This is a genomic window from Arthrobacter sp. ov407, assembly GCF_900102895.1.
Classification (GTDB): Bacteria; Actinomycetota; Actinomycetes; order Actinomycetales; family Micrococcaceae; genus Arthrobacter.
In genome coordinates, this window is sequence record NZ_FNGD01000012.1 from 1 (window position 1) to 24023 (window position 24023).

The following is a 24023-nucleotide window of genomic DNA, read 5'->3' on the forward strand; positions in this document are numbered from 1 at the left end:
CCCCCCGGCCCTTCGGCCGTGGGCGCCGGATCCGAAAGACCCCCGACGGGCCCCATGTCCACAGTCATCATCCGGCCAGACTGGGCCCACCAGTTCCTCCCGGTCCCATGAGTGGCTCCGACACGCCGGGCCGCAGCAAGAATCGACATCCCTGCGCACACCAGATCGAAGAACTCAGTGCGCGCATCCAGGGAAAACACATTGACCATCAAACGCTCCATCAGTCAGAGCGTTGCTGCGACCATATGACTCTGCCGGGATTCTAAGGCCTAAAAGTGATAGCGCAACTGGGTGGTGGAAGGTCGGTTAGGAGACCTGGAGGCCGCCGTTGATGTCATACGTGGCCGCGGTGATGTAACCGGCGTCCGGGCCGAGCAGGAAGGCGATGAGGGCCGCCACTTCCTCGCGGCTGCCGACCCGTCCCATCATGATGCCCTCGGACATCTGCGCCTTGCGGTCCTCGCTCAGCGTGCCGCCCATGATGTCGGTATCGATGGGGCCGGGGGCGATGGCGTTGACGGTGACGCCGAATTCGCCCACCTCGCGGGCCAGGGCGCGGGTGAATCCGATGATCCCGGCCTTGGACGCGCTGTACGCGACCTTGGAGTAAGTGCCGCCGCCCCGCTGGGCCGAAATCGAGGAGATGCTCACGATCCGCCCGAGCTTGCGCTCGATCATGCCCTTGAGCACCCGCTGGGAGACGATGAAGGATCCGCGCATGTTGATGGCGAAGACCTTGTCCCATTCTTCGACCGTGGTTTCCATGAACGGCGTCGGGGAACTGATGCCAGCCAGGTTGGCCAGGGCCACGATCGGGGGCAGTGAGCCCTCGATCTCGGTAATGGCCCGGTCAACCGACGCGGCGTCGGAGACGTCCGCGCCGACGCCGATGGCCTTGACCGCACGGCTGGAACCGATCTCGGCGGCAGCGGCGCTGGCGTCCTCGGCATTGATGTCCAGGATTGCGATGGACCAGCCCTCGCTGGCCAGGCGGTCCGCGGCGGCGCGGCCGATGCCGCGGACCGACGCGGCACCGGTCAGGACCACGGTGCGTTCAGTGGGGAAAGGGGTAATTGCTGTCATGACGAAGATTCCTTCAGGGAGTTCGGGATCAGGGTACTTTGGCCGGGACGACGACGGCGGCAGCCGCTGCGGCGACCGCGGGGTCAAGGGCGGCGTCGCCCTCGGGGCGCCTGCGGGCGTAGAGGTAGGTGGCCGCGGCGGTGAGGCACAGGCACAGGGACAGGAACAGCAGCCCGCTCTGGTTGCTGCCGGTGGCGTCCTTGAGGAGTCCGACGGCGTACGGGGAGACGAAGCCGCCGAGGTTTCCGAGGGAGTTCACCAGGGCGAGTCCGGAAGCGGCGGCCGCACCGGTCAGGGCCGCGGAGGGCATCGAGAGGAACGGGGCGATGGCCCCGTAGATCCCCATGGCCGAGAGTGTCAGGCCGACCATCGCAAGGAATGGGTTGACCGGCAGCAGGTAGCCGGCGGCCAGGAGTCCCACGCCGGCGAGCACCATGCTGACCGCGGAGTGCCAGGCACGCTTGCCGGTCCGGTCCGCACGCTTGCTCCAGAAGTAGACGAATACTGCGGCCACGGCATAGGGGATGAAGACGATGAAGCCGACCTCGGCGGTGGAGAACTTGCCGAGGGCGGCGACGATGGTGGGCATCCACAGGCCCAGGCCGTAGATCCCGCACACCAGGCCGAAGTACAGGGCGGAGTAGACCAGGGTGCGCTTGTCCTTGAGCCCGGCCATGAAGTTGTGCTTGCCCGACTGGGACTTGGCGGCCAGTTCGGCGTCCATGGTGGCCGTGAGCCAGTTGCGCTCGTCGGCGTTGAGCCATTTGGCGTCCCGCGGGCGGTCCGTCATGAGGATGGGCGTCAGGAGTCCGAGGACGATCGCCGGGATGCCTTCGATGATGTAGAGCCACTGCCAGCCCTGGAGGCCCATGACGCCGTCCATCTGCAACAAGAGCCCGGATACCGGGGCGCCGAGCGCATTGGACACGGGCTGGGCGAGGATGAAGATGCCCAGCACGGTTACGCGCTGTGCGGCGGGGAACCACAGCGTCAGGTAGAACAGGATCGCCGGGAAGAAGCCTGCCTCGGCGGCACCGAGCAGGAACCGGACGATGTAGTAGGTGCTTTCGCCGTTCACCAGGCACATGGCGGTGGCGAAGATGCCCCACGTGATCAGGATGCGGGCCAGCCACTTGCGGGCTCCGAACCGGTACATGCCCGCGTTGCTGGGAACCTCCAGGAGGGCGTACCCGAGGAAGAAGATGCCGGCGCCAAGGCCGTAGGCAGCGGAGTTCAGGCCGATGTCCTCGCTCATGGTGAGTTTGGCGAATCCGACGTTGTTGCGGTCCAGGTAGGCAACGAAGTAGAGCAGGACAATCAGGGGCATGACGCGGCGGCGGACCTTACGGAGCGTGCGGTCGCCCAGTTCGCCGAGTCCGAAGGACTTGGGGGCTAATGAAGTCATCATCGACCTTCTTACGTGTTTTCCTGCCCTGCGGCTGTGCCGGGTGAGGAAATCGGTGGATTGGGGGTAGGTCATCCTGCCCGCTTGGAAGCGCGTGCTGCAGGACTCTTGTTGAGTCAGATGTCAGACATCTGATTCAAGGTCTAGGCACGATCTTAGAATGTGATGCGGGTTACGTCAATAGCCCGGGGTGGACGTCAGGACTTGGCGCCCCGCACGTAGCGTTCGTAGTCCTCATTGGTCTGGTCCATGTGCTCATCCATCGCCTGCCGCGAGCGCTCGGCGTCGCCGCTGAGGATGCTGTCCATGACCCGCTGGTGGTAATCGATGGCATGCTGCTGGATCACGCCGACTGCCGACGTTTCGCGTCGGGTGATGTACAGCAACTGGCCCAGCTGGCCGAACAGGGCCCGGACGAACGGGTTGCCGGAGGCCCTCAGGACGGCGTCGTGGAAGCCAATGTCCGCCTCGACGAAGCGGTCCAGGTCGCCTGACTCGTGGAACCGCTTCATGTCCTCGATGCACTCGCGCATTCGCTCGGCGTGCTCCGGGGTGTAGCGTTTGGCGGCAAGCGCGGCGGCCCCGGTCTCCACCATGCGGCGCATCTCAATCAGTCCCACCGAGACCTGTTCGGCCGCGTTGCCGTGCGAGGCCGCCTTGAAGATCGCGTCGAGGCCGGTCCAGTTGTCCGTGGGGTTGACGAAGGTTCCCCTGCCGGCCTTCACGTAGAGGATGTTTTGTGCGCGGAGCGCCTTGAGGGCTTCGCGCACGGTCAGCCGGCTGACGCCGTAGGCCGTGGCGATGTCTGCCTCCGGCGGAATCGCGTTGTGGGGCTGGAGCTTTCCGTCCAGGATTTCGTTTAGCAGGCCGTCGACGAGATCGTCGACCAGTGTCCTGCGGCCCATCCCAGTTCCCACCTTCAGTCGCGTTTCGTGCTACCGTCCACATTACCCAAGTCCGGGTGCGCGGCCATGTAGGCGTCGAGCTTGGCCAGCGTCTGTTCCAGGTTGGCCGGATGGCGGCGCAGGTAGCCGGCCAGCCGGAGCAGGCTCTTGCCGCGGACCCGCCGCGCGTCCCATTGTTCGGTGACCAGGGTGCCGGCGGTGCCGTCAGGGCCCGAGGATGGTTCGAGCAGGTAGCGCCACACGTGGCCGTAGAAGTGCCGCCACGCGATCCGGTTGCCTTCGTCGAACTCGCAGACCCTGTTGAGGATTTTGTAGTTCACCCGCATGTTCATTTGCATGCCGAACCTGGCGCCGAGGTACAGCCGCCGTGGCCCGCGCGGCTGGGCGCCCTTCACGGTGCCCGAGCCGTCAATCACGCTGTGAAGGGCGGGCGCGGCGAGCACGTCGAAGATGGCACCGGGGGCAGCGGCGATGTACCGGCTGCGGGACACGAGATAGCGGGCTTTCATCAGGCAATCCTAGTCCCGGATCGTGTTGCAGAATGAGGCATGCAGACTTCCCGCAACCTCCCCGGCGGCCGGCCGCGCATCGGCGTTCCCGTCCGCCTCAGCAGCTCCGCCGATCCCGACCCGCGCGTGGCGGAAGCCAACGGATTGTTCGAGTACATCGTGGAACTGCTGCGTGAGGGCGGCGGCGAACCGGTGCTGCTCACCGCTGCGGGGCACGACGACGGCGGCCTCGCCAATGCGCTGGCGTCCCTTGACGGCGTCGTTCTTCCCGGCGGCGGCGACCTCGACCCCGGCCTCTACGGCGAGGAACAAACCGATCTCTGCTACGACGTCAACCATGCCCAGGACGCGCTGGACGTCGCCGTGGCACGTCTTGCGATCGACGCCGGGCTGCCCGTGCTCGGCATCTGCCGCGGGCATCAGCTGCTCAACGTGCTCTACGGGGGGACCCTGATCCAGGACATGGCGCCGGGGACGGTGGCGCACCACGAGCCCGCGCCGGTGCACGGGGCCGGCCCGTGGGCCTGGCACGAGGTAGGCGTCGAGGCCGGCTCCAAGGTGGCCGCCCTGTACGGGCGCGAATCCGGTGCCGTGAGCGTGAAGATCGCCTCCGGCCACCATCAGGCCGTGGCCCGGGTGGCCGGAGGGTTGCGGGTGACGGCCGTGGCGGAGGACGGGGCTGTCGAGGCGCTGGAGGATCCGGAGCGCTGGGTGGCCTCGGTCCAGTGGCACCCCGAGGCCCTGGAACTCCCGGCCGGGGAGCGGCTCGCGCCGTTCCGGGCCTTCGTCGAGGTGTGCCGTACCCGCCCCTGAGAGCAGATGACCGCGGTCAGCCGGCGACGCTCACCTGGCGACGCTCAGGGCCACGCGGACCGGCACGCCGGTGGCCAGCGATTCCTGGGCGGCATCGGCCACCCGGGAGGCCGCCACGGCGTCTTCCGGGGTGCAGGGGTTCTCCCGGCGGCCAAGGATCAGTTCGACGAAGGCGGCCATCTCGGACCGGTACGCCTTCTCGAACCGCTCGGCAAACGTCACGTGCGGGGTGCCCGCGGGGAACGGGACTCCGGCTTCGGCGGAGGCCAGCGCCGCCTTGTCGTCCAGACCCACCATCAGCGAACTCCGGGAGCCCTGAATTTCCAGCCGGACGTCGTGGCCCGCCCCGTTGTAGCGGGTGGCGGAAACCGTTCCCAAGGTGCCGTCGTCGAACGTCACCAGCGCGAGGGCCGTGTCCACATCGCCGGCCTCACCAATGGCCGGATCCCCGTTGTTGGAGCCCTTGGCGTACACCTCGACGATTTCGCGGCCCGTGAGCCAGCGCAGGATGTCGAAATCGTGGACCGAGCAGTCCCGGAACAACCCGCCTGAGCCGGCCAGGAACTCGACCGGTGGCGGCGTCATGTCGCAGGTGACTGCGCGCAGGGAGTGGATCCAGCCCAGCTCGCCGGCCTGGTAAGCGCGGCGGGCTTCCAGGTAGCCGGCGTCGAACCGGCGCTGATGCCCGATCTGCACAACGCCTTGCCGGTCCCGGATGTAGTCGAGCACAGGCAGGGCATCGGCCACGTTCAGGGCCACGGGCTTCTCGCAAAAGACCGGGATCCCGCCGTCCACACCCGCCTTGATGAGCTCGGGGTGGGTTCCCGTTCCGGTGGCGATGACGAGGCCGTCCAGCCCGGAGCCAAGCAGCGCCTGCACCGACGGCAGGAATTCCGCGCCGAGACCGGAGGCCACCGTCCGGGCATGCTCTTCGGCGACGTCCGTGAGCCGGAGCCGGACGCTGATGCCCTGCGGATTCAGGACCTCGTTGAGGGCGGCGATGTTGTTGGCGTGCATAACGCCGATCCGTCCGACCCCGACGAGTCCGAGAACGACTTCCTTCATGCGGCGGCCTTGGCGGCCACGGTGAACGCCGAACGGAACGCCTCCAGGGCCGCATAACTGTCTCCACTGGCCCACGCTTCCATGCCCACGGTCCCTTCGTAGCCTGCGTCCGCGAGCACCCTGGCGACGGCCGCGTAGTTGATTTCCCCGGTTCCGGGTTCGCAGCGGCCAGGAACGTCCGCCACCTGGATTTCGCCGATGTACGGCAGGGCACTGCGGACGAGCTCGATCAGGTTCCCCTCCCCCATTTGGGCGTGGTACAGATCCAGCATGAGCCTGGCGTTCGGGTGCCCGGCGGCCTGCACGAGCGCCAGGGTGTCCTTTGCCCGGGCCAGCGGGATGCCGGGGTGGTCCAGGACGGTGTTGAGGTTCTCTAGGCAGAACGTCACCCCGTACTTCTCACCGAGTTGCCCGAGCCGTTCCAGGGTCCGGGCGCCGGTGGACCACATCTGGCCGTTGGACCGGTAGACCGGCCGGGCCGCGTGGCCGTCGACGAGTTCCGCCGGGTGGACCACCAGCCGGCTGACGCCAAGCTCCAGGGCGGTAGGGATCAGGGACTCCGCGGTCCGCACCACGTCTTCCGCCGTGTCCGGATCCACGAGGCTGCCGGAGGTGTATCCGGTCATGGATGAAAACACTGCACCGGTGGCCTTGAGCGCGCCGATGTCTTTGGACCGCGAGTCCCAGAGCTCGACGTCGAAGCCGGCCTCGTGGAGCCGGCGCACGCGCTCCGTAAACGGCAGGTCCGTGAAGACCATCTCAGCGCAGACGGCGAGCCGCATCACAGGACCGCCCTCTCCTTGACCGCCACCGGGGTGCCCTGCTTGACCGACTCGATGCAGGCCAGCGCCATGGCCAGCGCCCGCCGGGCGTCGTTGGCTCCCGGGGTGAGGCTGAAGGGCTTCGGCGCCGGCGCTGTATCGTCACTGCGCCCGTCACGCCGGCCGTCGCGCTGGGCGCGCACGGCGTCGGCGAAGTCCACGAGCTCATCCGTGTAGGCCTGCCGGAAGAGCTCGACGTTCAGCCGTGGGGTGTCGGCGGACATCCCCTCGGCGGTGTACCGGCGGGCGGCGGTTTCCGTGGCGCGGCCGGCCTGGACCATGCCTTTGGAGCCGAAGACCTCCCCGCGGATGTCGTAGCCGTACAGTGCGCTGAAGTTCGCCTCGGCGACGGCGATCGCGCCGTTGCTGTAGCGGATGGTCACGACGGCGGTGTCCAGGAAGCCTTGGTCCCGCAGGCCCGGTTCCACGAGCGCGTCGGCAACGGCGTAGACCTCCACGGGTTCGGCGCCTTCGTTGAACCAGTTCAGGGTGTCGAAGTCGTGGATCAGGGTCTCGAGGAAGATGGTCCACGCCGGGATCCTTGCGGCGTGGCCGATGCTTCCGGTGCCCGGGTCCCGGGTCAGCGAGCGCAGCAGTTGCGGCTCCCCCACGATTCCGGCGGCGAGGTCCTTCTTGGCCGCCTGGAAGTCCGCAGCGTACCGGCGGTTGAAGCCGATCTGGAAGTGCACCCCGGCGGCTTCGACGGCGGCCAGGGCGGCGTCGAGCTCCTCGAGTCCCAGGCCGGCGGGCTTCTCGCAGAAGACGTGCTTTCCGGCGGCTGCGGCCTGGCCGATCAGGGCGGAGTGGAAGCGCGCGGGGCTGGCGATGACGACGCCGTCAATCTCCGGGTCGGCGAGGAGGTCGGCGGCGTCGGCGGTCACCTTCGTGGTGCCCAAGGCGCCGGCCAGCGCCTCGGCGGATTCAAGGTTGGGATCCGCGATGGCGGCAAGGACGGCGCCGGGAACCCGGCGGGCGATGCTCTCGGCGTGGAAGGCGCCCATCCAGCCGGAGCCGATGAGTCCGATCCGCACGGGCAGGGCGACGTCGGACGGGTTGCGGTTGAGGTAAGCCAAAGGCTTGTCCTTTCGAGAATTGGGACGGCAGTTACTCGTAGGTCTTGCCGGTGGTCTGGGCCACGTCGGCGACTTCGCCCTGGACTTCCTTGACCACGTCACCGTGGCCGCCGAGTTGTTCGAGTTCGTGGGCGAGCTCGGCGAGTTCTGCGCCGCCGGCCATTTGGGCGGTGAGTTCGTCCAGGGTGATGTCCTTCTTGTCGTAGTAGCCGATCGACTTGCCGCGTTTGAGCAACAGGAAGCGGTCACCGACCGGGAAGGCGTGGTGCGGGTTGTGGGTGATGAAGATGACCCCGAGGCCGCGGTCGCGGGCCTGGAGGATGTAGCGCAGGACCACGCCGGACTGCTTCACGCCCAGGGCCGCGGTGGGCTCGTCCAGGATCAGGACCTTCGCACCGAAGTACACGGCCCGGGCGATCGCGACGCACTGGCGTTCACCGCCGGAGAGCTGGCCGATGGGCTGCTCCACATCGCGCAGGTCGATGCCCATCTCGGCGAGTTCCTTGAGCGTGATGTCCTTCATCTTCTCGACGTCCATGCTCTTGAACGGGCCAAAACCGGACGTCATCTCCGAGCCGAGGAAGAAGTTCCGCCAGATCGGCATCAGGGGCACCACCGCGAGGTCCTGGTAGACGGTGGCGATGCCGACGTCCAGGGCGTCACGGGGTGAATCGAACTTCCGTTCCTCGCCCATGATGTTCAGCACCCCGGCGTCGTGCTGGTGCAGGCCGGCGATGATCTTGATCAGCGTGGACTTGCCCGCGCCGTTATCGCCCAGCACGCAGGTGACGCGGCCGTTGTCCACCGCCATGGTGACATCGGACAGGGCGATGATGTTGCCGTAGTGCTTGCCGACCCCGTCGAGGGAGAGCAGGTGCACCGGGGTGTGCGTGAGGGGATCTTTTTCGTTCTGCAGCAGCGTTTGCTGGTCGATCTCTTTGGCATTCATGTTCTCTAGGCCCCTTTACTTCAGTTCCGCGCGGCGCTTGACGATGAGGTTGACGATGGTGGCCAGCAGCAGCATCAGGCCCAGGAAGAACTTGAACCAGTCGGGGTTCCACTGCGCGTAGACGATGCCCTTGTTGGCCATGCCGAAGATGAACGCGCCGATCGCGCCGCCGATCGCCGAGCCGTAGCCGCCGGTGAGGAGGCAGCCGCCGATCACCGCGGCGATGATGTAGAGGAATTCGTTGCCCACGCCCTCACCGGACTGCACGGTGTCGAAGGCGAAGAGGTTGTGCATGCCCAGCACCCAGGCGCAGAACCCCACGGCCATGAACAGGCCGATCTTGGTGGCCTTGACTGGCACGCCCACGGCGCGGGCTGCGTTCGCGTCGCCGCCGACGGCGAAGATCCAGTTGCCCACCCGGGTCCGCATCAGCACCCAGGTGGCCACCGCGACGAGCGCGAACCAGTAGAACACCGTGATTTTGATGTCGACGCCGCCGATGTTCACCGAGGAGGCGAAGATCGCCCGGGCCGAGTCGAAGCCCTCCATGTTGGAGATCGAAGGTGAGGCCACCGAGCCGCCGATAAGGCGGGTCAGGCCCAGGTTCAGGCCGGTCAGCATCAGGAACGTGGCAAGGGTGACGATGAAGCTGGGCAGCTTGGTCTTGATCAGGATCCAGCCGTTGATGAAGCCGATGGACAGGGACACCACCAACGCCAGACCGACGCCGACCCAGACGTTCGTGGTGAAGTACCAGCTAAACAGCGACGCCGTCAGCGCCGAGGTGATCACGGCGACACCGGTGGAGAGGTCGAACTCCCCGCCGATCATCAGCAAGGACACCCCCACCGCCATGATCCCGATCGTGGAGCTGCCGTACAAAATGGTCGCCAGGGCACCGGGCTGGGTAAACGTCGGGGAAACCAAGGCGAAGAAGATGAAGAGGACGATAGCGCCCACCAGGGCACCGACCTCGGGACGTCCGAGAAGTTTCTGGAACGGACTGCGCTTGGCGACGCGCTCATCGGGCGCCGGCGACGTGGTCTTTGTCTGGGTGATGGTCATGATGATTCTCCTTGCTGCCGGGCCGGCGCGAACCGGCCCGGCCAGCGGGCTGTTAGCGGATACCCTGCTCGGCGAACTTCAGGACATCGGCCGCATTTGATTTGTCGACGATCGCGGGTCCCGTCAGGACGGGCTGGCCGCCGCCGATCTTGAATCCGCCGCGCTTGTTCTGCCACAGCGCATCGACTGCGCTGTAGCCCTGCAGCCACGGCTGCTGGTCCACCGTGAACAGGACACTGCCGTCGTCGATCTTCTGGGCCAGTTCCTTGTTCAGGTCGAAGCTGGCAACCTTGGCCGAACTTCCCGCGGTTGCCACGGACTTCAGGAGGGTCAGGGTGATGGGGGCGCCCAGGCCGATGATGACATCAGCATCTTTGGAGGCCTGCAGTTTCGCGGTCGCCGTGGACTCGACCGAGGTCATGTCCGCACCGTTCACGTACAGGATCTCTGTCCCGGGTACCTTGGCCTTCACGCCGGCACACCGGGCTTCGAGTCCCACGTGCCCCTGCGCCTGGATCACGCAGATCGGGTGCTTGTACCCGCCCTCGGCCAGCTTGGCTCCCACGGCTTGACCGGCGAGCTGCTCGTTGGAGCCAAAGTGGGTGAAGGCGCCGAGCGCCTCGGAGACCCCTTCGCCGGCGTTCAGGCTGACGATCGGGATGCCCGCGTCAGCGGCCTTCTTCAGCGAATCCTTCAGCGCGTCCGGCGTGGCCAGGGTTACGGCGATGCCGTCCACTTTCTGGTCGACGGCCTGTTGGATCAGCTGGGCCTGCCGGCCGGCTTCCGGATCACCGGTGTACAGCAGTTCCACGTTGTCCTTCGCCGCCGCTTCCTCGGCACCCTTGCGGACGGTGTCCCAGAATGTGTCACCGGCTGGAGCGTGGGTGATCAAGGCGATCTTAATCCGGGGCGTCGAGGCGACTTGGCCTCCGCCAGCCGCATTGCCTGAGTCTGCGGGCTTGCCGCCGGTGCTGGAACACGCGCTCAGGGCCAGCATGGGTACAACGGCCGCCACGAGGGTCGCCTTCCGCCACGAGAACTTGGTCACGATCAATCTCCTTTGATTCCGGGCCACGCCGACCGCTTCATCGCGTCAGTCTGTGAGCCATCTACAACAGATCATGGTGACTCCAATCACAGTTGTCAATAGTTTGTCCTGACATTAGGATGTTTTGACGTAACACAAAGCGATGAAGTCGCCAATTTTGCGGACCTGACCTCTCCGGCGCCGACCGCTCAGCCCCTACTCTCCCGGCTCCTCAGCGCGGCCCTTGGCTGTCTGTGACAGCCCTGCTACTATCAGAAAAAGGTAGTATGTCCTATCAAGCGAACATAACCTGACATGCGCGGACAGGCCGGCGCTTCGGCCGCCGCGGAGCACAAGGGAGCAAGCCCAGTGGCGAATCAACTAAATCTGCGGATCGACCGCTCTTCCCCGGTGCCGCTGTACCACCAAGTGGTGCAGGGCATCGAGGCCGCGATACACACGGGGCTGCTGGAGCCCGGCAGCCGGCTGGAAAATGAAATCGATCTGGCCGCCCAGCTCAACCTTTCCCGGCCTACGATGCGCAAGGCCATGGATGAGCTCGTTCGCTCCGGCCTCCTGGTCCGCAAGCGCGGCGTCGGCACCCAGGTGGTCTCCAGCCAGGTCCGCCGCCCGCTGGAACTTTCCAGCCTCTACGACGACCTGAGCAACAACGGCAGCAAACCCACCACCGACGTGCTCAGCTTCTCCCACGTTGAGGCGGACGCCGTGATCAGGACGGCGCTGCAGCTTCCGGCCGGTGCCAAGGTCTACCACTTCACCAGGCTCCGGAAAGTGGGCGGCAAGCCGCTGGCCCTGATGGAGAACTGGGTCCGGGACGACATCACCGCCATCGACGAGGCAAGCCTGGGCTCGCAAGGCCTCTACGCCATCCTGCGCAACGGCGGCGTGAACTTCCGTCTGGCCTCGCAACGGATTGGTGCCATGATCGCCAACGACTACCAGGCGCCGCTGCTCGAGACCACGCCCGGGTCCGCCCTGGTCACCATGGAGCGGACCGCAGTGGACGACACCGGGCGCATGGTGGAAACCGGCCACCACGTGTACCGGGCGGATTCCTACAGCTTCGAAATGACACTGGTCCAAAGATAAGGACTCAGCGATATGAGTCCAGAGATATGGCGCCCAGCGATAGGGCGTCGCAAAAGGCGCCCAACAGCGAACGACACCGGCTCCAACCCCGCACACACACGCGCGTTCCTCCGGCGCGACGACGAAAGGGCAGCTTCCATGGCCAACTGGGTCTATCCGCTCGGCACCGCCGCCGAAGGCAAGTGGGACATTTCCATCGGGACGTCAGATTCGGCACTGGAGGTGGACGGCTGGGCACACACCGGGCTGAAGGTCGCCACACTGGCGGCCGGCGGCGCCGTCGGACTGGACGCCGCGGCGGAAGAACGCATCGTGATCCCGCTCAACGGTTCCTTCGTGGCGACCGTGGACGGGCAGGACTATCCCCTGACCGGCCGGAACAGCGTCTTTAGCGGCCCCAGCGATGTGCTCTACACGGGAGCCGGCAAGGCGGTGGTCATCACCTCACCCGACGGCGGACGGGTGGCGGTAGCCACCGCCCCGGCCAAAGCCTCCTACCCGACCCGCCTCATCATCGCCGCCGAGACGCCGGTGGAACTGCGCGGAGCCGGCAACTGCTCCCGCCAGGTCCACAATTTCGGCACCCCCGCCGCGCTGGAGGCGGACCGTTTCATCGTCTGCGAGGTCCTCACGCCGGCCGGAAACTGGTCCTCCTATCCCCCGCACAAGCATGATGAGGAAAAGGACGGCGAGACCAGCCTCGAGGAGATCTACTACTTCGAAACGCGTGTGGCGCCCGGTGCGCCGCAGCGCCCGGGCGCCGACGACGCCATCGGCTACCAGCGCGTCTACGCCTCCGACGAGCGGCCCATTGATATTGCGGCCGAGGTCCGGACCGGCGACGTGGTCCTGGTGCCCTACGGCTGGCACGGTCCCGCCATGGCCGCCCCCGGCTACGACCTGTACTACCTCAACGTCATGGCCGGACCGGGTCCGGTCCGCGACTGGCTCATCAGCGATGACCCGCACCACGGCTGGATCCGCCAGACCTGGGAGGGCCAGGACCTGGACCCGCGGCTGCCGTTCGGCCGCTAGGCCGTTCAGATGCTGGGCCGGCTGCAGTGCGACCGGCCACAGCCAGGCCGCTATGCCGGCTGCAACTCGGTCTCGGCGCTGTCGACGTCGGCCGGCCGACCGGCGTCGTGCTTCTTGGCAGCGGCTGCCGCGAACGCCATCACCGCCAGGCCCAGCAGGGTGATCCCGGCGCCGGCCCAGATCGGCGACGTGTAGCCGAGGCCGGCGGTGATGGTGACGCCGCCCATCCAGGCGCCCAGGGCATTGCCGACGTTGAAGGCGCCGATGTTGGCGCCGGAGGCAAGGGTGGGAGCGCTGCTGGCGTACTTCATGACGCGCATCTGCAGCCCCGGAACGGTGGCGAAGCCGAAGCCGCCCAGCAACACCATGGAGGCGATAGTCACCGGCTGGTTGCCGGCGGTCAGGGCGAACACCACGAGCACCACCACCAGGATGGCGAGCACTACGAGCAGGGTGCGGTCCACATTCTTGTCGGCCGCCTTGCCGCCCACGGTGTTGCCAATGAAGAGCCCGACGCCGAAGAGGATCAGCAGCCACGGGACCGTGGTGGCAGTGAAACCGGTGACCTCGGTGAGGGTGAACGCAATGTAGGTGAAGGCGCCGAACATGCCGCCATAGCCGAGGATGGTGACCAGGATGGAGAGCCAGACTTGGCCGGACCGGAAGGCACGGAGCTCGCCGCGCAGGCTGCCAGTGCCGGCGTCCCCGGACCCTGTCTTGGGTACGAGCGTCAAGATGCCCACGAGGGCGAGGACGCCAATGATCGTGATCGCCCAGAACGTGGAGCGCCAGCCCGCGGCCTGTCCCAGCATGGTGCCGAACGGGACACCGAGCACATTCGCCGCCGTCAAGCCGGTGAACATGATCGCAATCGCGCCGGCCTTTTTATTGGGCGCCACCATGCTGGCGGCCACCACCGCGCCGATGCCGAAGAACGCCCCGTGCGACAGCGCGGCAATGATGCGGCCGGCCATCATCATCGAATAGTCGGGCGCGAGCGCCGAGACCAGATTGCCCGCGATGAAGAGCACCATCAGCACGGCCAGCACGGGTTTGCGGTCGAATCGCGTCACGGCCGCAGTGAGGCCAAGCGCCCCGACCACGACGGCGAGCGCGTAACCGGAGATGAGCCAGCCGGCGGTGGCCTCAGTGACGCGGAAGTCTGCGGCCACTTGCGGCAGCAGGCCCATGATGACGAACTCGGTGAGTCCGATGCCGAACCCGCCGAGGGCGAGGGCTATCAGGCCAACAGGCATGGAGGTGCTCCTTACAAAGCTGTACGGGATGGAGTATGGCGCGTAAGCTAGTAGTTGCAGACGCGTTATTTATTCTTGCACAAGCAGTTACACCGCGCAAGAAGATACACCGCGCAAGCAACTATTATTTGATGTGCCGGGCAGAACCCCCGCCGGGCACACGAGCTGAAGGGATTCACCAGATGGGCATCAAGGACGACGCCGTCGAGGTCCGGGCGCAAGGCTGGCGGACCCTGGCGGCCCTGCACGGGCTGATCGAGGCCGAGCTGGAGCGTTCCCTGCAGGCCGAGGCGCAGCTCTCCGTAGTGGAGTACACCGTGCTGGACGCCCTGAGCCGGCAGGACGGCTGGCACATGCGGATGCAGCAGCTGGCCCGCGCCACCGCGTTGAGCGCGAGCGCCACCACGCGCCTGGTCAACAGGCTCGAAGACCGCGGCCTGCTGACCCGGATCCTGTGCGCGGATGACCGCCGCGGGATCTACACCGAGCTCACCCCCAGCGGCATCTCGCTGCTCGAGCAGAGCAGGCCGGTCCACGACGCCACGCTGGAGCGGGCGCTGGCCGAGGCCCAGGAGGTGCCGGAACTGGCACCTCTGGTCGACGCCCTCCCCCGCCTGCACGCCGGGGTCTAGCTACAACCGCCTAGCGCGACACCGCCACTACTGCCGCAACGCAGAAAGCCCCGCCGCGGGACGAATCCCGGGCGGGGCTTTGTGCATGCCGTTTTGGCGGTCACCTTTATAGGCTCGCCTTCTGGACGCGCTGCTTCATGGTCTCCAGCTGGTACCGGGAGACTTCCGCGGCGTTGTCGTCCTCGGCGAAGACGCTGGACACCATCACCGTGTCGTCGCGGTCCAGGAAGCCGATTTCCTGCAGGCCGCCGAAGAACTCGTCCCAGTTGACGTCGCCGTCGCCGATTTTCAGGTGCTGGTGCACCCGGACGGGGTTGCCGGGAGGGTTGGTGATGTAGCGCAGCCCGTGCGAGGCGTGGTGGTCCATCGTGTCGGCGACGTGGACCAGGCGCAGCTTGTCGCCGGCGGCCCGCATGATCTCGAGCGGTGCGTCCTTCATGTGGAAGCTGTGCGAGGCCACGTAGACCAGGCCCACATTCTTCGAGTTCAGCCCGCGGATCACCCGGATCGCGGCCAGTCCCTCCTCGACGAAGTCGTCCGGGTGCGGATCGATCAGCAGGTCGATTCCCTCGCGCTCGATGATGGGGAGCAGCTCCTCCATGGAGCGGTAGAAGGCCCGCTCGGATTCCTCGGCCTTCTCCGGCCGGCCGCTGAACTCGGTGTTCATGGTGCCAACGCCCAGGTCCACAGTGATCTGGATGGCGCGCTTCCAGTAACGGACGGCGGCCTCGCGTGCGTCCTCGTCCGGTCCCGACCAGCGCAGCACGGGCAGCACCGACGCGATTTCAATTCCCGCGTCCTTGCAGGCCTTGTTCAGCTTGCCCACAAGCTCGTCGTCGGCCTTCGGGTGGTTGAAGAAGGGGATGAAATCGGCGTGCGGGGTCATCTGCATGTACTTGTAGCCGAGGTCGGCAACAAGTCGCGGGAACTCGAGGAGTTCGTGGCTGTGGTGGAACGGCGTGGGGTCAAGGGCGATTTTCACGTTGAACACTCCATTGTCGATCTGGCGAACGTGCGGCCGGCCGGCTCCGTGTTCTTAGCAGTCGTGCGGGCCGGCCGGGTTCCTAGCGGTAAAGGGCGGGCTTGGCGTTAAGCTTTACAGCGACCTTTTCGCCGTTCTTCTGCGCCTCGACGCCGGCCTCGCAGCAGGCGGCCGTGGCGTAGCCGTCCCAGGCGGTTGGGCCGCCGATCTCATCGCGCAGGGCGGCGTCCACCCACGACTGGATTTCGACGTCGTACGCTGCCCCGAAGCGCTCCTCGAAGCCGGGGGTGACCTCGCCGCCCCAGCGGCCGTTGCTGCGGGTGTACGGGCCTTTGTCCCCGCCGATGCTGACGATGCCGTCCTCGAAGGAGGCCTGGGTGGCCACCTCGTAGCCGAACTTCGCATTGACGTAGATCTCGACGTCGGCCAGGACGCCGGACTCGGTCTCGATCAGCACGTGCTGCGGGTCGTGCTGCCCGGCTGGCGCATTCCGTGTGGCCTTGCCGAGGCGGACCTGCACGCTAGTGATTTCCTCGCCGGTGAAGTAGCGGATGGCGTCGAATTCGTGCACCACGGAGTCGTTGATCAGCATCTCGTTGGTGAAGCCCGGCGGGGTGGTGGGGTTCCGGTGCTGGTGGTGCAGCATGAGCAACTCGCCGAGTTCGGAGTCGCGGATGATCTTGCCGAGGGCGGCGTATTCGGCGTCGAAGCGGCGCATGAAGCCGACCTGGATGCGTTTGCGGCCCAGCTTCTGCTCGGCATCGACAATCTTCCAGGAGGACCGGGCATCCGGGGTAAGGGGCTTCTCGCAGAGGATCGGGATGTCCCTGGCGAGCGCCTTGAGCAGGATGTCCTCGTGCAGGAAACCGGGGGTGGCGATCAGCACGGCGTTGACGTCGCCGTTGTTGAGGGCTTCCTCGGCGTCAGCCAGGGCGACGGCGCCCGGGATGCCCTCGACGGCGGCCTGCGCCCGGGCCAGGTCGACGTCGACGACGGCGGCGACTTCCGCGCCGTGGATGCGGGAGTTGAGCCGCTGGATGTGGTCTGCGCCCATACGGCCGGCGCCGATGACTGCCACGCGGAGGATCTTTGTCATGGTGGGTTCCTTCGAGTTCTAGTTGACGGCGGTGCGGGAGCCGCAGGAGAGCAGGTAGTTGCGGGTGCGCTTGGCGATCGGCATCGGGACGTCGAAGGCCACGGGGTACATGTCCTGTTCGACAATGCCAAAGATCGGCCGGTTCAGCGCCTCCACGGCTTCGATGACGGCGCGCAGGTCCGGCAGGCCGTTGGGCGGTTCGGTCATGACGCCGGCCAGGTTGGCGGCGGCCCAGGTCATGTTTTCCGCGTTGACCTTTTTGAGGATGTCCGGATTGATCTGCTTCAGGTGCAGGTAGCCGATGCGGTCCGGGTAGTTCTTGATCAGCTCAAGGCTGGAGGCCCCGCAGTATTCGGCATGGCCGGTGTCCAGGCAGAGGTTGACGTACTTGGCGTCCGTGGCGGCGAGCAGGGTTTCGATGTCCTCCTGCGCGCCGACATGGGAATCTGCGTGCGAGTGGAACTGCTGCTTCAGGCCGAAGTCCTCCAGCAGCGTCTTGCCCAGGCGGTTGTGGCCGGCGAAGAGGTCGTCCCAGGCCTTTTCGCTGAGCTCGCCGCTCTCCACGGCTTCCCCGGTGACGTCGTCGCGCCACATCGCCGGGATGACCACCATGTGTTCCCCGCCCATCGCGGCCGTGAGCTCGGCGACCTTACGGGCCGGTTCCCACGCGGTGTCCCACTGGTCCAAACCACGGTGGAAAGCGGTGAACACGGTGCCGGCCGAGATCTTGAGGTCCCGCTGTTTGAGCTCTTCGGCCAGGCGTGCCGGATCGGTGGGGAGGTAGCCGTAGGGGCCCAGTTCGATCCACTTGTAGCCGGATTCGGCGACCTCGTCGAGGAAGCGTTCCCACGGGGTCTGCTTGGGGTCATCCGGAAACCAGACCCCCCAGGAGTCCGGCGCGGTGCCAATGATCAGCTTGTTCTCAGTCATTTCGATTCCTTCTCATCGGTTGCTCCGCAGGTGCCGTTTTGGACCCTCAAAACGGCGGTTGCGGAGCAATCGATCGTGGTTAGTCGAGGCGCTAGTTGGGTAGTCAGTTGGAGGGGAAGTTGTAGGAGGCGCCGGAGGCGTGGGTCGGTTCGGGCCACCGGGAGGTGACTACCTTGCCGCGGGTGTAGAAGGAGACGCCTTCCGGGCCGTAGATGTGCTTGTCGCCGAACAGTGAGGCCTTCCAGCCGCCGAAGGAGTGGTAAGCCACGGGCACGGGCAGCGGGACGTTGATGCCGATCATGCCCACCGTAACGGAGCGCTGGAACTTCCGGGCCGCGGCGCCGGAGGAGGTGAAGATGGCGGTGCCGTTGCCGTAGGGGTTGGAATTGATCAGGGCGATGCCAGCGTCGAGGTCCTCCACGCGGACCACGACGAGGACGGGCCCGAAGATTTCCTCGGTGTAGGCGGTCATCTCGGACTTGACGTGGTCCAGGACGGTGGGGCCGACCCAGAAGCCGTCCTCGTGGCCGGGGACCACGAGGTCACGGCCGTCCACCACCAAGGCGGCGCCAGCAGTTTCGGCCTCGGTGACGATCCGGACTATGCGTTCCTTGGATGCCGGGGTGATGACAGGTCCCATGTCGGCGCCGGGGGCGGTGCCGTTGTTGACCTTGACGGCCAGGGCGCGCTCTTCGACCTTCTTGACCAGCAGGTCCGCTGCCTCACCGACGGCGACGGCGACAGAGATGGCCATGCAGCGCTCGCCGGCGGAGCCGAAGGCGGCGGCGGCCAAGTGGTCGGCGGCGTTGTCGAGGTCAGCGTCGGGCAGGATGATCGCGTGGTTCTTCGCGCCGCCCAGGGCCTGGACGCGCTTGCCGTGGGCGGTGGCGGTCTCGTGGACGTGCCGGGCGATCGGGGTGGAGCCGACGAAGGAGATGCCGTCCACGTCCGGGTGGGTCAGGAGGCCGTCGACGGTCTCCTTGTCACCATGCAGGACCTGGAAGACCCCGTCGGGCAGGCCCGCGTCCTTCCACAGCTTGGCGAGCAGCATGGAGGCGGAGGGGTCGCGTTCGGAGGGCTTGAGGATGAAGGCGTTGCCGGTGGCGATCGCCATGGGGGCCATCCACAGCGGCACCATGACGGGGAAGTTGAACGGGGTGATGCCGGCGACGACGCCGAGGGGCTCGCGGAAGGAGAAGACGTCGATGCCCGTGGAGACCTGGTCCGAGTAGTCGCCCTTGAGCAGCTGTGGGATGCCGCAGGCGAACTCGATGACCTCCAGGCCGCGGCCGACCTCGCCCTTCGCGTCGGAGAGGACCTTGCCGTGCTCGGCCGTGACCAGCTGAGCGAGCTCGTCCACGTGGGCGGCGACGAGCTCGCGGAACTTGAACAGCACGGCGGTGCGCTTGGCCAGGGAGATGTCGCCCCAGGAATCGGCGGCGGCACGTGCGGCCGCGACAGTGTTGTCCAGGTCGGCCCGGTTGGCCAGGCGCAGCTCTGCGGAGACGGCGCCGGTGGCGGGGTTGTAGACCGGCTGGGTGCGCGTGCCCACGCCTGCGGTTTCAGCGCCGTTGATGAAGTGGCGGATGGTTTTGGTGCTCTGATGCGTGGTGGTAGTCATGAGACTCGTCCTTGAGTGGTTGAAGTTCGAAGGGGGATCAGCCGAGCAGCTTGCGCTGGCGGCCCTTGTGGTCGGTGTAGGTCTGGAAGGCCTGTTTCGTCGAGTCGAGCTCAGAGACCTGGGAGACCGGAACGTCCCACCACGACTCGGAGCTGGGAGCATCCAGCAGCGGATCGGATTCGACGTGGATGACGATCGGGCCGCCGCGTTCGGGCGCTGCCTTGGCGTCGCGGATGGCCTGCTCGAGCTCCGCGATGACCTTCTCCCCCGGTTCGATCCGGATCACCTTCACGCCGAGGCTTTCGGCGTTCAGGGCCAGGTCCACCGGGAGCCGGTCGCCGTCGTCGAAGCTGTGGTGCTCCTCGTCCAGGGCCCGGTACTGGGTGCCGAAACGCTGGGAGCCGAGGGACTCGGAGAGCGAGCCGATCGAGGCGTAGCCGTGGTTCTGGATCAGGACCACAATCAGCTTGATCCGCTCGGCGACGGCGGTGACGAGTTCGGTGTGCATCATCAGGTAGGAGCCGTCCCCCACCATGACGACGACGTCGCGCTGCGCGCCGCCCTTCGCGGCTTCGGCGAGGGCCGCGCGCTTGACGCCGAGGCCGCCCGGGATCTCGTAGCCCATGCAGGAGTAGGCGTATTCGACGTGGTAGCCGAACGGGTCCCGGACGCGCCACATCTTGTGCAGGTCACCGGGGAGCGAGCCGGCGGCGCAGATCACGACGTCCTGGGCGTCCATGGCGCGGTTCGTGGCGCCGATGATCTCGTTCTGCGCCGGCAGTGGGGTGAAGCGGGTATCGAACGCCTCGTCCACCGTGGCGTCCCAGCGCTTTTTCTCGTTCGCGATCTGCTGCTCGAGGTCCGCGCCGATGCGGTAGCCGCCGAGGGCCCGATTCAGCTTCACGAGGGCCTTGCGGGCGTCCGCCACGATCGGAAGCGAGGTGCCGTGCTTGTAGGCGTCGATCGGGGCGACGTTGATGTTGATGAACTTCACGTCCGGGTTCTGGAACGCCGTCCGGGACGCAGTGGTGAAGTCTTCGTAGCGGGTGCCGATGCCGATGATGAGGTCCGATTCGGCGGCGAAGGCGTTCGCCGCCGTCGTGCCGGTGGACCCGATCGCGCCGAGGGAGAACTTGTGGTCCCAGGGCAGAACGCCGACGCCGGCCTGGGTGTTGCCCACCGGGATGCCGGTCAATTCGGCCAACTTCGCGAGTTCCTCGTTGGCGTAGGCGTACAGCACGCCGCCGCCGGCGATGATCAGCGGGCGCTTGGCGGCGCGGATCGCCTCGGCGGCGCGGCGAATGTCCTCGTCGTCGGCGTCCGGGCGGCGGATCCGCCATTCCCGCTCGGCAAGGAACTCCTCGGGCACGTCGAACGCCTCGGCCTGGACGTCCTGGGGCAGCGAGATCGTGACCGCGCCGGTCTCGGCGGGGTCGGTGAGGACGCGGAGGCCGTGGTGGAACGCGGAGAACAGTTGCTCGGGCCGGGAGACGCGGTCGAAGAACTTGGACAGCGGCCGGAAGGCGTCATTGACGGTGATGTCGTAGGCGTAGGGCTGTTCGAGCTGCTGCAGCACGGGGTCGGCGGCGCGGGTGGCGAACGTATCACTCGGCAGCAGCAGGACCGGCAGCCGGTTGGTGGTGGCCAGGGCCGCCCCGGTGAGCAGGTTTGAGGAACCCGGGCCGATCGAGGTGCTGATCGCGAAGGTCTGGCGGCGCCGGGTGTGGCGGGCGAAGCCGACGGCCTGGTGGGACTGGGCCTGCTCGTTGCGGCCTTGGTAGTACGGCATGATCGTCGGATCGAGCTGCTGGTACTGCTTGAGGGCCTGGCCGACGCCGGCAACGTTGCCGTGGCCAAAGATGCCGAACGTACCGGGAATCAAGCGTTCCCGGAAGTCCTGGCCGCCGACCGAATCGACGGTGTACTGCTTGGACAGGTATTCGACGACGGCCTGGGCGACTGTCATTCTGCGTGTTCCTGGTGCAGTGCTGATTCCCATGGGAAGTTACTCCGATGCTTCTTCGGTGCGGGTGGATTCGGTGTGGCCCGATTCGGTGCGCGTGGATTCGGTGTGGCTTGGTTCGGTGTGGTGCAGCAGCGAGGCAGCGGTTGCCACGGCGCCGGCGACGTCACCGTCCTGCGGGTAGAGCAGGGTCCGGCCCACGGTCAGGCCCTGGACGCCGGGCAAGGCGAGGGCGGCCTGCCAGCTGGCGAACACGTCGTCCTGGCTGCCCTCCGGGTCTCCGCCCAGGAGCACGGTGGGCATGGTGGTGGACGCCATGACGCGTTCCATCTCGGCCACCACGGGAAGCTTCATCCAGGTGTAGGCGCTGCTTGCGCCGAGGCCTTCGGCGATGGCGACTGACTTGATGACGGCGTTGGTGGAGAGGTCGTTGCGGACCCTTCCGTTCTCGCGGACGGAGAGGAACGGTTCCACCATGGCGATCAGCCTGCGTTCGGAGAGGGAGTCGATGGCCCTCGCGGTCGCTTCCAGGGTGGCCACCGTGTCTGGGTCGCCGAGGCAGATGCGGGTGAGCATCTTGCCGCCGTCGGCGCCCAGGGCCTCGAGCGCGGCCGCGGTGTGCCCGGTAAAACGGTCATCGAATTCGTTCACCAGCCCGGAGAGCCCCCCGCGGTTCATCGAGCCGAAGAGCAGCTTACCCTCGAGCGCGCCGAGCAGAAGCAGATCGTCCATGATGTCCGGCGAGGCCAGAACGCCATCCACGTCCGGGTTGGCCAGGGCAATCCGCAGGCGGTCCAGGAGCTGCCGGCGGTCTGCCATGGCCACGGGGTCATTGCCGACCGCCAGCGACCCGCGGGCGGGGTGGTCGGCGGCGACGATGAAGTTCTGCCTGCGGGCCCGGACGCCGGGGTGGCGGCGGCGTGCCTTGGCGGCGCGGGCAATCGCTTCCGGATCTTCGAGCCGGATGATGCTCAGGTGCTCATAACGACGGGGATCATCGCCCACCGCAAGCGTGGCGGCGGCTGGGTTGACGCTCACAGGGCTGCTCCTTCGGTGGCATAGGTACCCGGTACCAGGCGGCCGCGTTCGGCGAGCAGGCCGGTGACTTCTCCGGGCGTCGGCATCGCGTCGGCGCAGGACAGACGGGAGGCGACCAGGGCGCCGGCGGCGTTGGCGAAGTCGAGGACCTGGGCCAGCGGCCAGCCGGAGAGCAGCCCGTGGCAGAAGGCCCCGCCGAAGGAGTCGCCGGCTCCGAGTCCGTTGACGGTTTCCACCGGCACCGGGGCGGAGACCACGCGCTCGGTGCGGGTCTTGGCCATGACCCCTTCCGGGCCCAGCTTCACGACGGCGATTTCGACGCCGGCCGCGAGCAGCCGGTCCGCCTGTTCATCCGGGGTGCCCTCGCCGACGGCGACGGCGCATTCCTTGTCGTTGCCGATCGCGACGGTGACGTGCGGCAGGATCCTGGCGACCTGCTCGCGGGCTTCTTCCTCGGAGGCCCAGAACATCGGCCGGTAATCGAGGTCCAGGATGGTGAACTGGCCGGGCTTGAGCCCGCTGCGGGGCCGCGCCTCGTGGGCTGTGAGGTGGGCGGTCCGGCTGGGCTCCTGGCAGAGGCCGGTGACGGTGGACCAGAAGATTCCGGCGTCCCGGATGGCGTCCAGGTCCAGCTCCTCGGCCTGGATCTGCAGATCCGGTGCTGTGGGGAAGCGTCCATAGAAGTAGAGCGGGAAGTCTTCCGGAGGCTTGATGGCGCAGAACGTAACCGCGGTGGGCCATTCCTTGACCGCCGTGACGAAGGAGTCGTCCACGTTGAACTTGTGCAGTTCGCGATGCAGGTATTTGCCGAAGGCGTCGTCACCGGTTCGGGTGATGACGGCAGCGCGCCGGCCGTGGCGGGCAGCGGCGACCGCTACGTTGGACGGGGATCCGCCAAGGTACTTTCCGAAGGACGTGACATCCTCCAGATCCACCCCGATGTCGTTCGGGTAGATATCAACACTTATTCGCCCGATCGTGAGCAGTTCGTGGGTCACGGTGATCGTGGACCTTTCTGGTGTGAACTCGGTACCTTGGCGCAGCCTGAGCTTCGGTGCTTATTCGGTGCTTAGGCGCCGGCGTGAGCCGGGCCACAACCACTACTTTGCCTCAGAATCTATGTACTGTCAAAGGTTTGTACTGACATATTTACAACATGACACGGGGGGTAAGAATTGCCCCGTCGCGCGGGTGTCGTGGCGGCGCCAGAAAGTGCCGGAATCGCCGCGGAAGTTACCTGGCAGGGACCCCAAGCTCTCCAGTGACGTACTGGGCCCGACCGAAACCGAACGACCAGTCCCCCGCGGTGTTCTCGACGTATCCGATGAACACGTCCTCGCCGGCCACCCCCGCAGCGGCCAGGCTGTCCGCAATGGCCGCAAACAGGGACTGCTTGATTGGCTGACTGCGCCCGGCCTGGGTGAAGATCTGGATCATCACCACATCCGGCGTCCGCTCGAAGCCGAGACCGGCATCTTGGGCGACAATCTGCCCCGCGGGATGTTCCGTCAGCACGTGGAAGTAGTCCCGCTCCGGAATGCCAAATTCGGCCACGATCGCAGCATGGATTCCCTGGCTGAGCCCGCGGAGCTGCTCCGCAGTGCGGCCCTGGTTGACGTCGATTCGCACGAGAGGCACTCGCATC

At 66.7% G+C, this 24023-nt stretch carries 24 protein-coding genes; 4 read left to right on the forward strand and 20 right to left on the reverse strand.

The genetic code is table 11. The features are described from left to right. The 5 genes from BLS42_RS20415 to BLS42_RS15170 all read right to left on the reverse strand — a co-directional run. A partial coding sequence (locus BLS42_RS20415) for a hypothetical protein (RefSeq protein ID WP_218122120.1) occupies nucleotides 1–209 on the reverse strand: 209 nt, incomplete at its 3' end. Between the two features lie 97 nt (nucleotides 210–306). After that, nucleotides 307–1083, reverse strand: a complete 777-nt coding sequence (locus BLS42_RS15155) for an SDR family NAD(P)-dependent oxidoreductase (protein WP_090582591.1) — start codon at nucleotides 1081–1083, stop codon at nucleotides 307–309. Nucleotides 1084–1111: 28 nt separating this feature from the next. Beyond that, entirely contained in the window at nucleotides 1112–2491 is a 1380-nt protein-coding gene (locus BLS42_RS15160; protein ID WP_371129589.1) for an MFS transporter, read from the reverse strand. Between the two features lie 194 nt (nucleotides 2492–2685). Beyond that, nucleotides 2686–3393, reverse strand: a complete 708-nt coding sequence (locus tag BLS42_RS15165) for a FadR/GntR family transcriptional regulator (protein ID WP_090582595.1) — start codon at nucleotides 3391–3393, stop codon at nucleotides 2686–2688. 14 nt (nucleotides 3394–3407) lie between these two features. Next, nucleotides 3408–3902, reverse strand: a complete 495-nt coding sequence (locus BLS42_RS15170; RefSeq protein ID WP_090582597.1) for an SRPBCC family protein — start codon at nucleotides 3900–3902, stop codon at nucleotides 3408–3410. A gap of 39 nt (nucleotides 3903–3941) precedes the next feature. On the opposite strand from BLS42_RS15170, the gene BLS42_RS15175 reads away from it, so the two are divergent. Continuing rightward, a complete protein-coding gene (locus tag BLS42_RS15175; RefSeq protein WP_090582599.1) occupies nucleotides 3942–4715 on the forward strand; it encodes a gamma-glutamyl-gamma-aminobutyrate hydrolase family protein in 774 nt (257 codons plus the stop codon). A gap of 30 nt (nucleotides 4716–4745) precedes the next feature. Here BLS42_RS15175 and BLS42_RS15180 read toward each other — a convergent pair whose 3' ends face one another. Genes BLS42_RS15180 through BLS42_RS15205 form a run of 6 tightly spaced genes read right to left on the reverse strand, consistent with a single transcriptional unit; the run spans nucleotide 4746 to nucleotide 10736 of the window. After that, nucleotides 4746–5780: a Gfo/Idh/MocA family protein gene (locus BLS42_RS15180; protein WP_090582601.1), complete on the reverse strand. Its 1035-nt coding sequence runs from the start codon at nucleotides 5778–5780 to the stop codon at nucleotides 4746–4748. Further along, nucleotides 5777–6562 (reverse strand): TIM barrel protein, encoded by a 786-nt coding sequence (locus tag BLS42_RS15185; protein ID WP_090582603.1) that lies wholly within the window; start codon nucleotides 6560–6562, stop codon nucleotides 5777–5779. The genes BLS42_RS15180 and BLS42_RS15185 overlap by 4 nt, the downstream gene beginning before the upstream one ends. Next, nucleotides 6562–7674, reverse strand: a complete 1113-nt coding sequence (locus BLS42_RS15190; RefSeq protein WP_090582605.1) for a Gfo/Idh/MocA family oxidoreductase — start codon at nucleotides 7672–7674, stop codon at nucleotides 6562–6564. Before BLS42_RS15190 ends, BLS42_RS15185 begins: the two co-directional genes overlap by 1 nt. Before the next feature lie 31 nt (nucleotides 7675–7705). Then, nucleotides 7706–8623, reverse strand: a complete 918-nt coding sequence (locus BLS42_RS15195; protein ID WP_090582607.1) for an ATP-binding cassette domain-containing protein — start codon at nucleotides 8621–8623, stop codon at nucleotides 7706–7708. Nucleotides 8624–8638: 15 nt separating this feature from the next. Continuing rightward, nucleotides 8639–9688, reverse strand: coding sequence for an ABC transporter permease (locus BLS42_RS15200; RefSeq protein WP_090582609.1), 1050 nt, complete (start codon nucleotides 9686–9688; stop codon nucleotides 8639–8641). Between the two features lie 52 nt (nucleotides 9689–9740). Further along, complete coding sequence (locus BLS42_RS15205) at nucleotides 9741–10736, reverse strand: substrate-binding domain-containing protein (RefSeq protein WP_090582611.1); 996 nt, start codon at nucleotides 10734–10736, stop codon at nucleotides 9741–9743. A gap of 348 nt (nucleotides 10737–11084) precedes the next feature. On the opposite strand from BLS42_RS15205, the gene BLS42_RS15210 reads away from it, so the two are divergent. Together BLS42_RS15210 and iolB are read left to right on the forward strand one after the other, a co-directional pair. Further along, nucleotides 11085–11825 carry a GntR family transcriptional regulator gene (locus BLS42_RS15210; protein ID WP_090582850.1) on the forward strand — a complete coding sequence of 247 codons (741 nt, stop codon included), beginning with the start codon at nucleotides 11085–11087 and terminating at the stop codon, nucleotides 11823–11825. 138 nt (nucleotides 11826–11963) lie between these two features. Then, a complete protein-coding gene (iolB, locus tag BLS42_RS15215; RefSeq protein ID WP_090582613.1) occupies nucleotides 11964–12860 on the forward strand; it encodes a 5-deoxy-glucuronate isomerase in 897 nt (298 codons plus the stop codon). A gap of 50 nt (nucleotides 12861–12910) precedes the next feature. Here the strand turns inward: iolB and BLS42_RS15220 are convergent, their stop codons facing one another. Further along, a complete protein-coding gene (locus BLS42_RS15220; protein WP_090582615.1) occupies nucleotides 12911–14116 on the reverse strand; it encodes an MFS transporter in 1206 nt (401 codons plus the stop codon). A gap of 182 nt (nucleotides 14117–14298) precedes the next feature. On the opposite strand from BLS42_RS15220, the gene BLS42_RS15225 reads away from it, so the two are divergent. Next, entirely contained in the window at nucleotides 14299–14748 is a 450-nt protein-coding gene (locus tag BLS42_RS15225; RefSeq protein WP_090582617.1) for a MarR family winged helix-turn-helix transcriptional regulator, read from the forward strand. A 106-nt stretch (nucleotides 14749–14854) separates the two neighbouring features. On the opposite strand, the gene BLS42_RS15230 is transcribed toward BLS42_RS15225, so the two are convergent. The 8 genes from BLS42_RS15230 to BLS42_RS15265 all read right to left on the reverse strand — a co-directional run bounded on the left by BLS42_RS15230 (nucleotide 14855) and on the right by BLS42_RS15265 (nucleotide 24016). Continuing rightward, nucleotides 14855–15730 (reverse strand): sugar phosphate isomerase/epimerase family protein, encoded by an 876-nt coding sequence (locus BLS42_RS15230; RefSeq protein ID WP_090582619.1) that lies wholly within the window; start codon nucleotides 15728–15730, stop codon nucleotides 14855–14857. An 82-nt stretch (nucleotides 15731–15812) separates the two neighbouring features. Then, on the reverse strand, nucleotides 15813–16826 hold the full coding sequence (locus tag BLS42_RS15235) for a Gfo/Idh/MocA family protein (protein ID WP_090582621.1): 1014 nt from the start codon (nucleotides 16824–16826) through the stop codon (nucleotides 15813–15815). 18 nt (nucleotides 16827–16844) lie between these two features. After that, nucleotides 16845–17756 carry a sugar phosphate isomerase/epimerase family protein gene (locus BLS42_RS15240; protein ID WP_090582623.1) on the reverse strand — a complete coding sequence of 304 codons (912 nt, stop codon included), beginning with the start codon at nucleotides 17754–17756 and terminating at the stop codon, nucleotides 16845–16847. Nucleotides 17757–17859: 103 nt separating this feature from the next. Beyond that, a complete protein-coding gene (locus BLS42_RS15245; protein WP_090582625.1) occupies nucleotides 17860–19377 on the reverse strand; it encodes a CoA-acylating methylmalonate-semialdehyde dehydrogenase in 1518 nt (505 codons plus the stop codon). Between the two features lie 37 nt (nucleotides 19378–19414). Beyond that, the gene (iolD, locus tag BLS42_RS15250; RefSeq protein ID WP_090582627.1) at nucleotides 19415–21343 is read right to left on the reverse strand and encodes a 3D-(3,5/4)-trihydroxycyclohexane-1,2-dione acylhydrolase (decyclizing); all 1929 of its coding nucleotides are present in this window, start codon (nucleotides 21341–21343) and stop codon (nucleotides 19415–19417) included. A 39-nt stretch (nucleotides 21344–21382) separates the two neighbouring features. After that, nucleotides 21383–22378 (reverse strand): Cgl0159 family (beta/alpha)8-fold protein, encoded by a 996-nt coding sequence (locus BLS42_RS15255; RefSeq protein WP_090582629.1) that lies wholly within the window; start codon nucleotides 22376–22378, stop codon nucleotides 21383–21385. Further along, nucleotides 22375–23376, reverse strand: coding sequence for a 5-dehydro-2-deoxygluconokinase (gene iolC / locus BLS42_RS15260; protein WP_090582631.1), 1002 nt, complete (start codon nucleotides 23374–23376; stop codon nucleotides 22375–22377). Before iolC ends, BLS42_RS15255 begins: the two co-directional genes overlap by 4 nt. 235 nt (nucleotides 23377–23611) lie before the next feature. Further along, nucleotides 23612–24016 (reverse strand): tautomerase family protein, encoded by a 405-nt coding sequence (locus tag BLS42_RS15265; protein ID WP_090582633.1) that lies wholly within the window; start codon nucleotides 24014–24016, stop codon nucleotides 23612–23614. Nucleotides 24017–24023 lie beyond the last annotated feature (7 nt).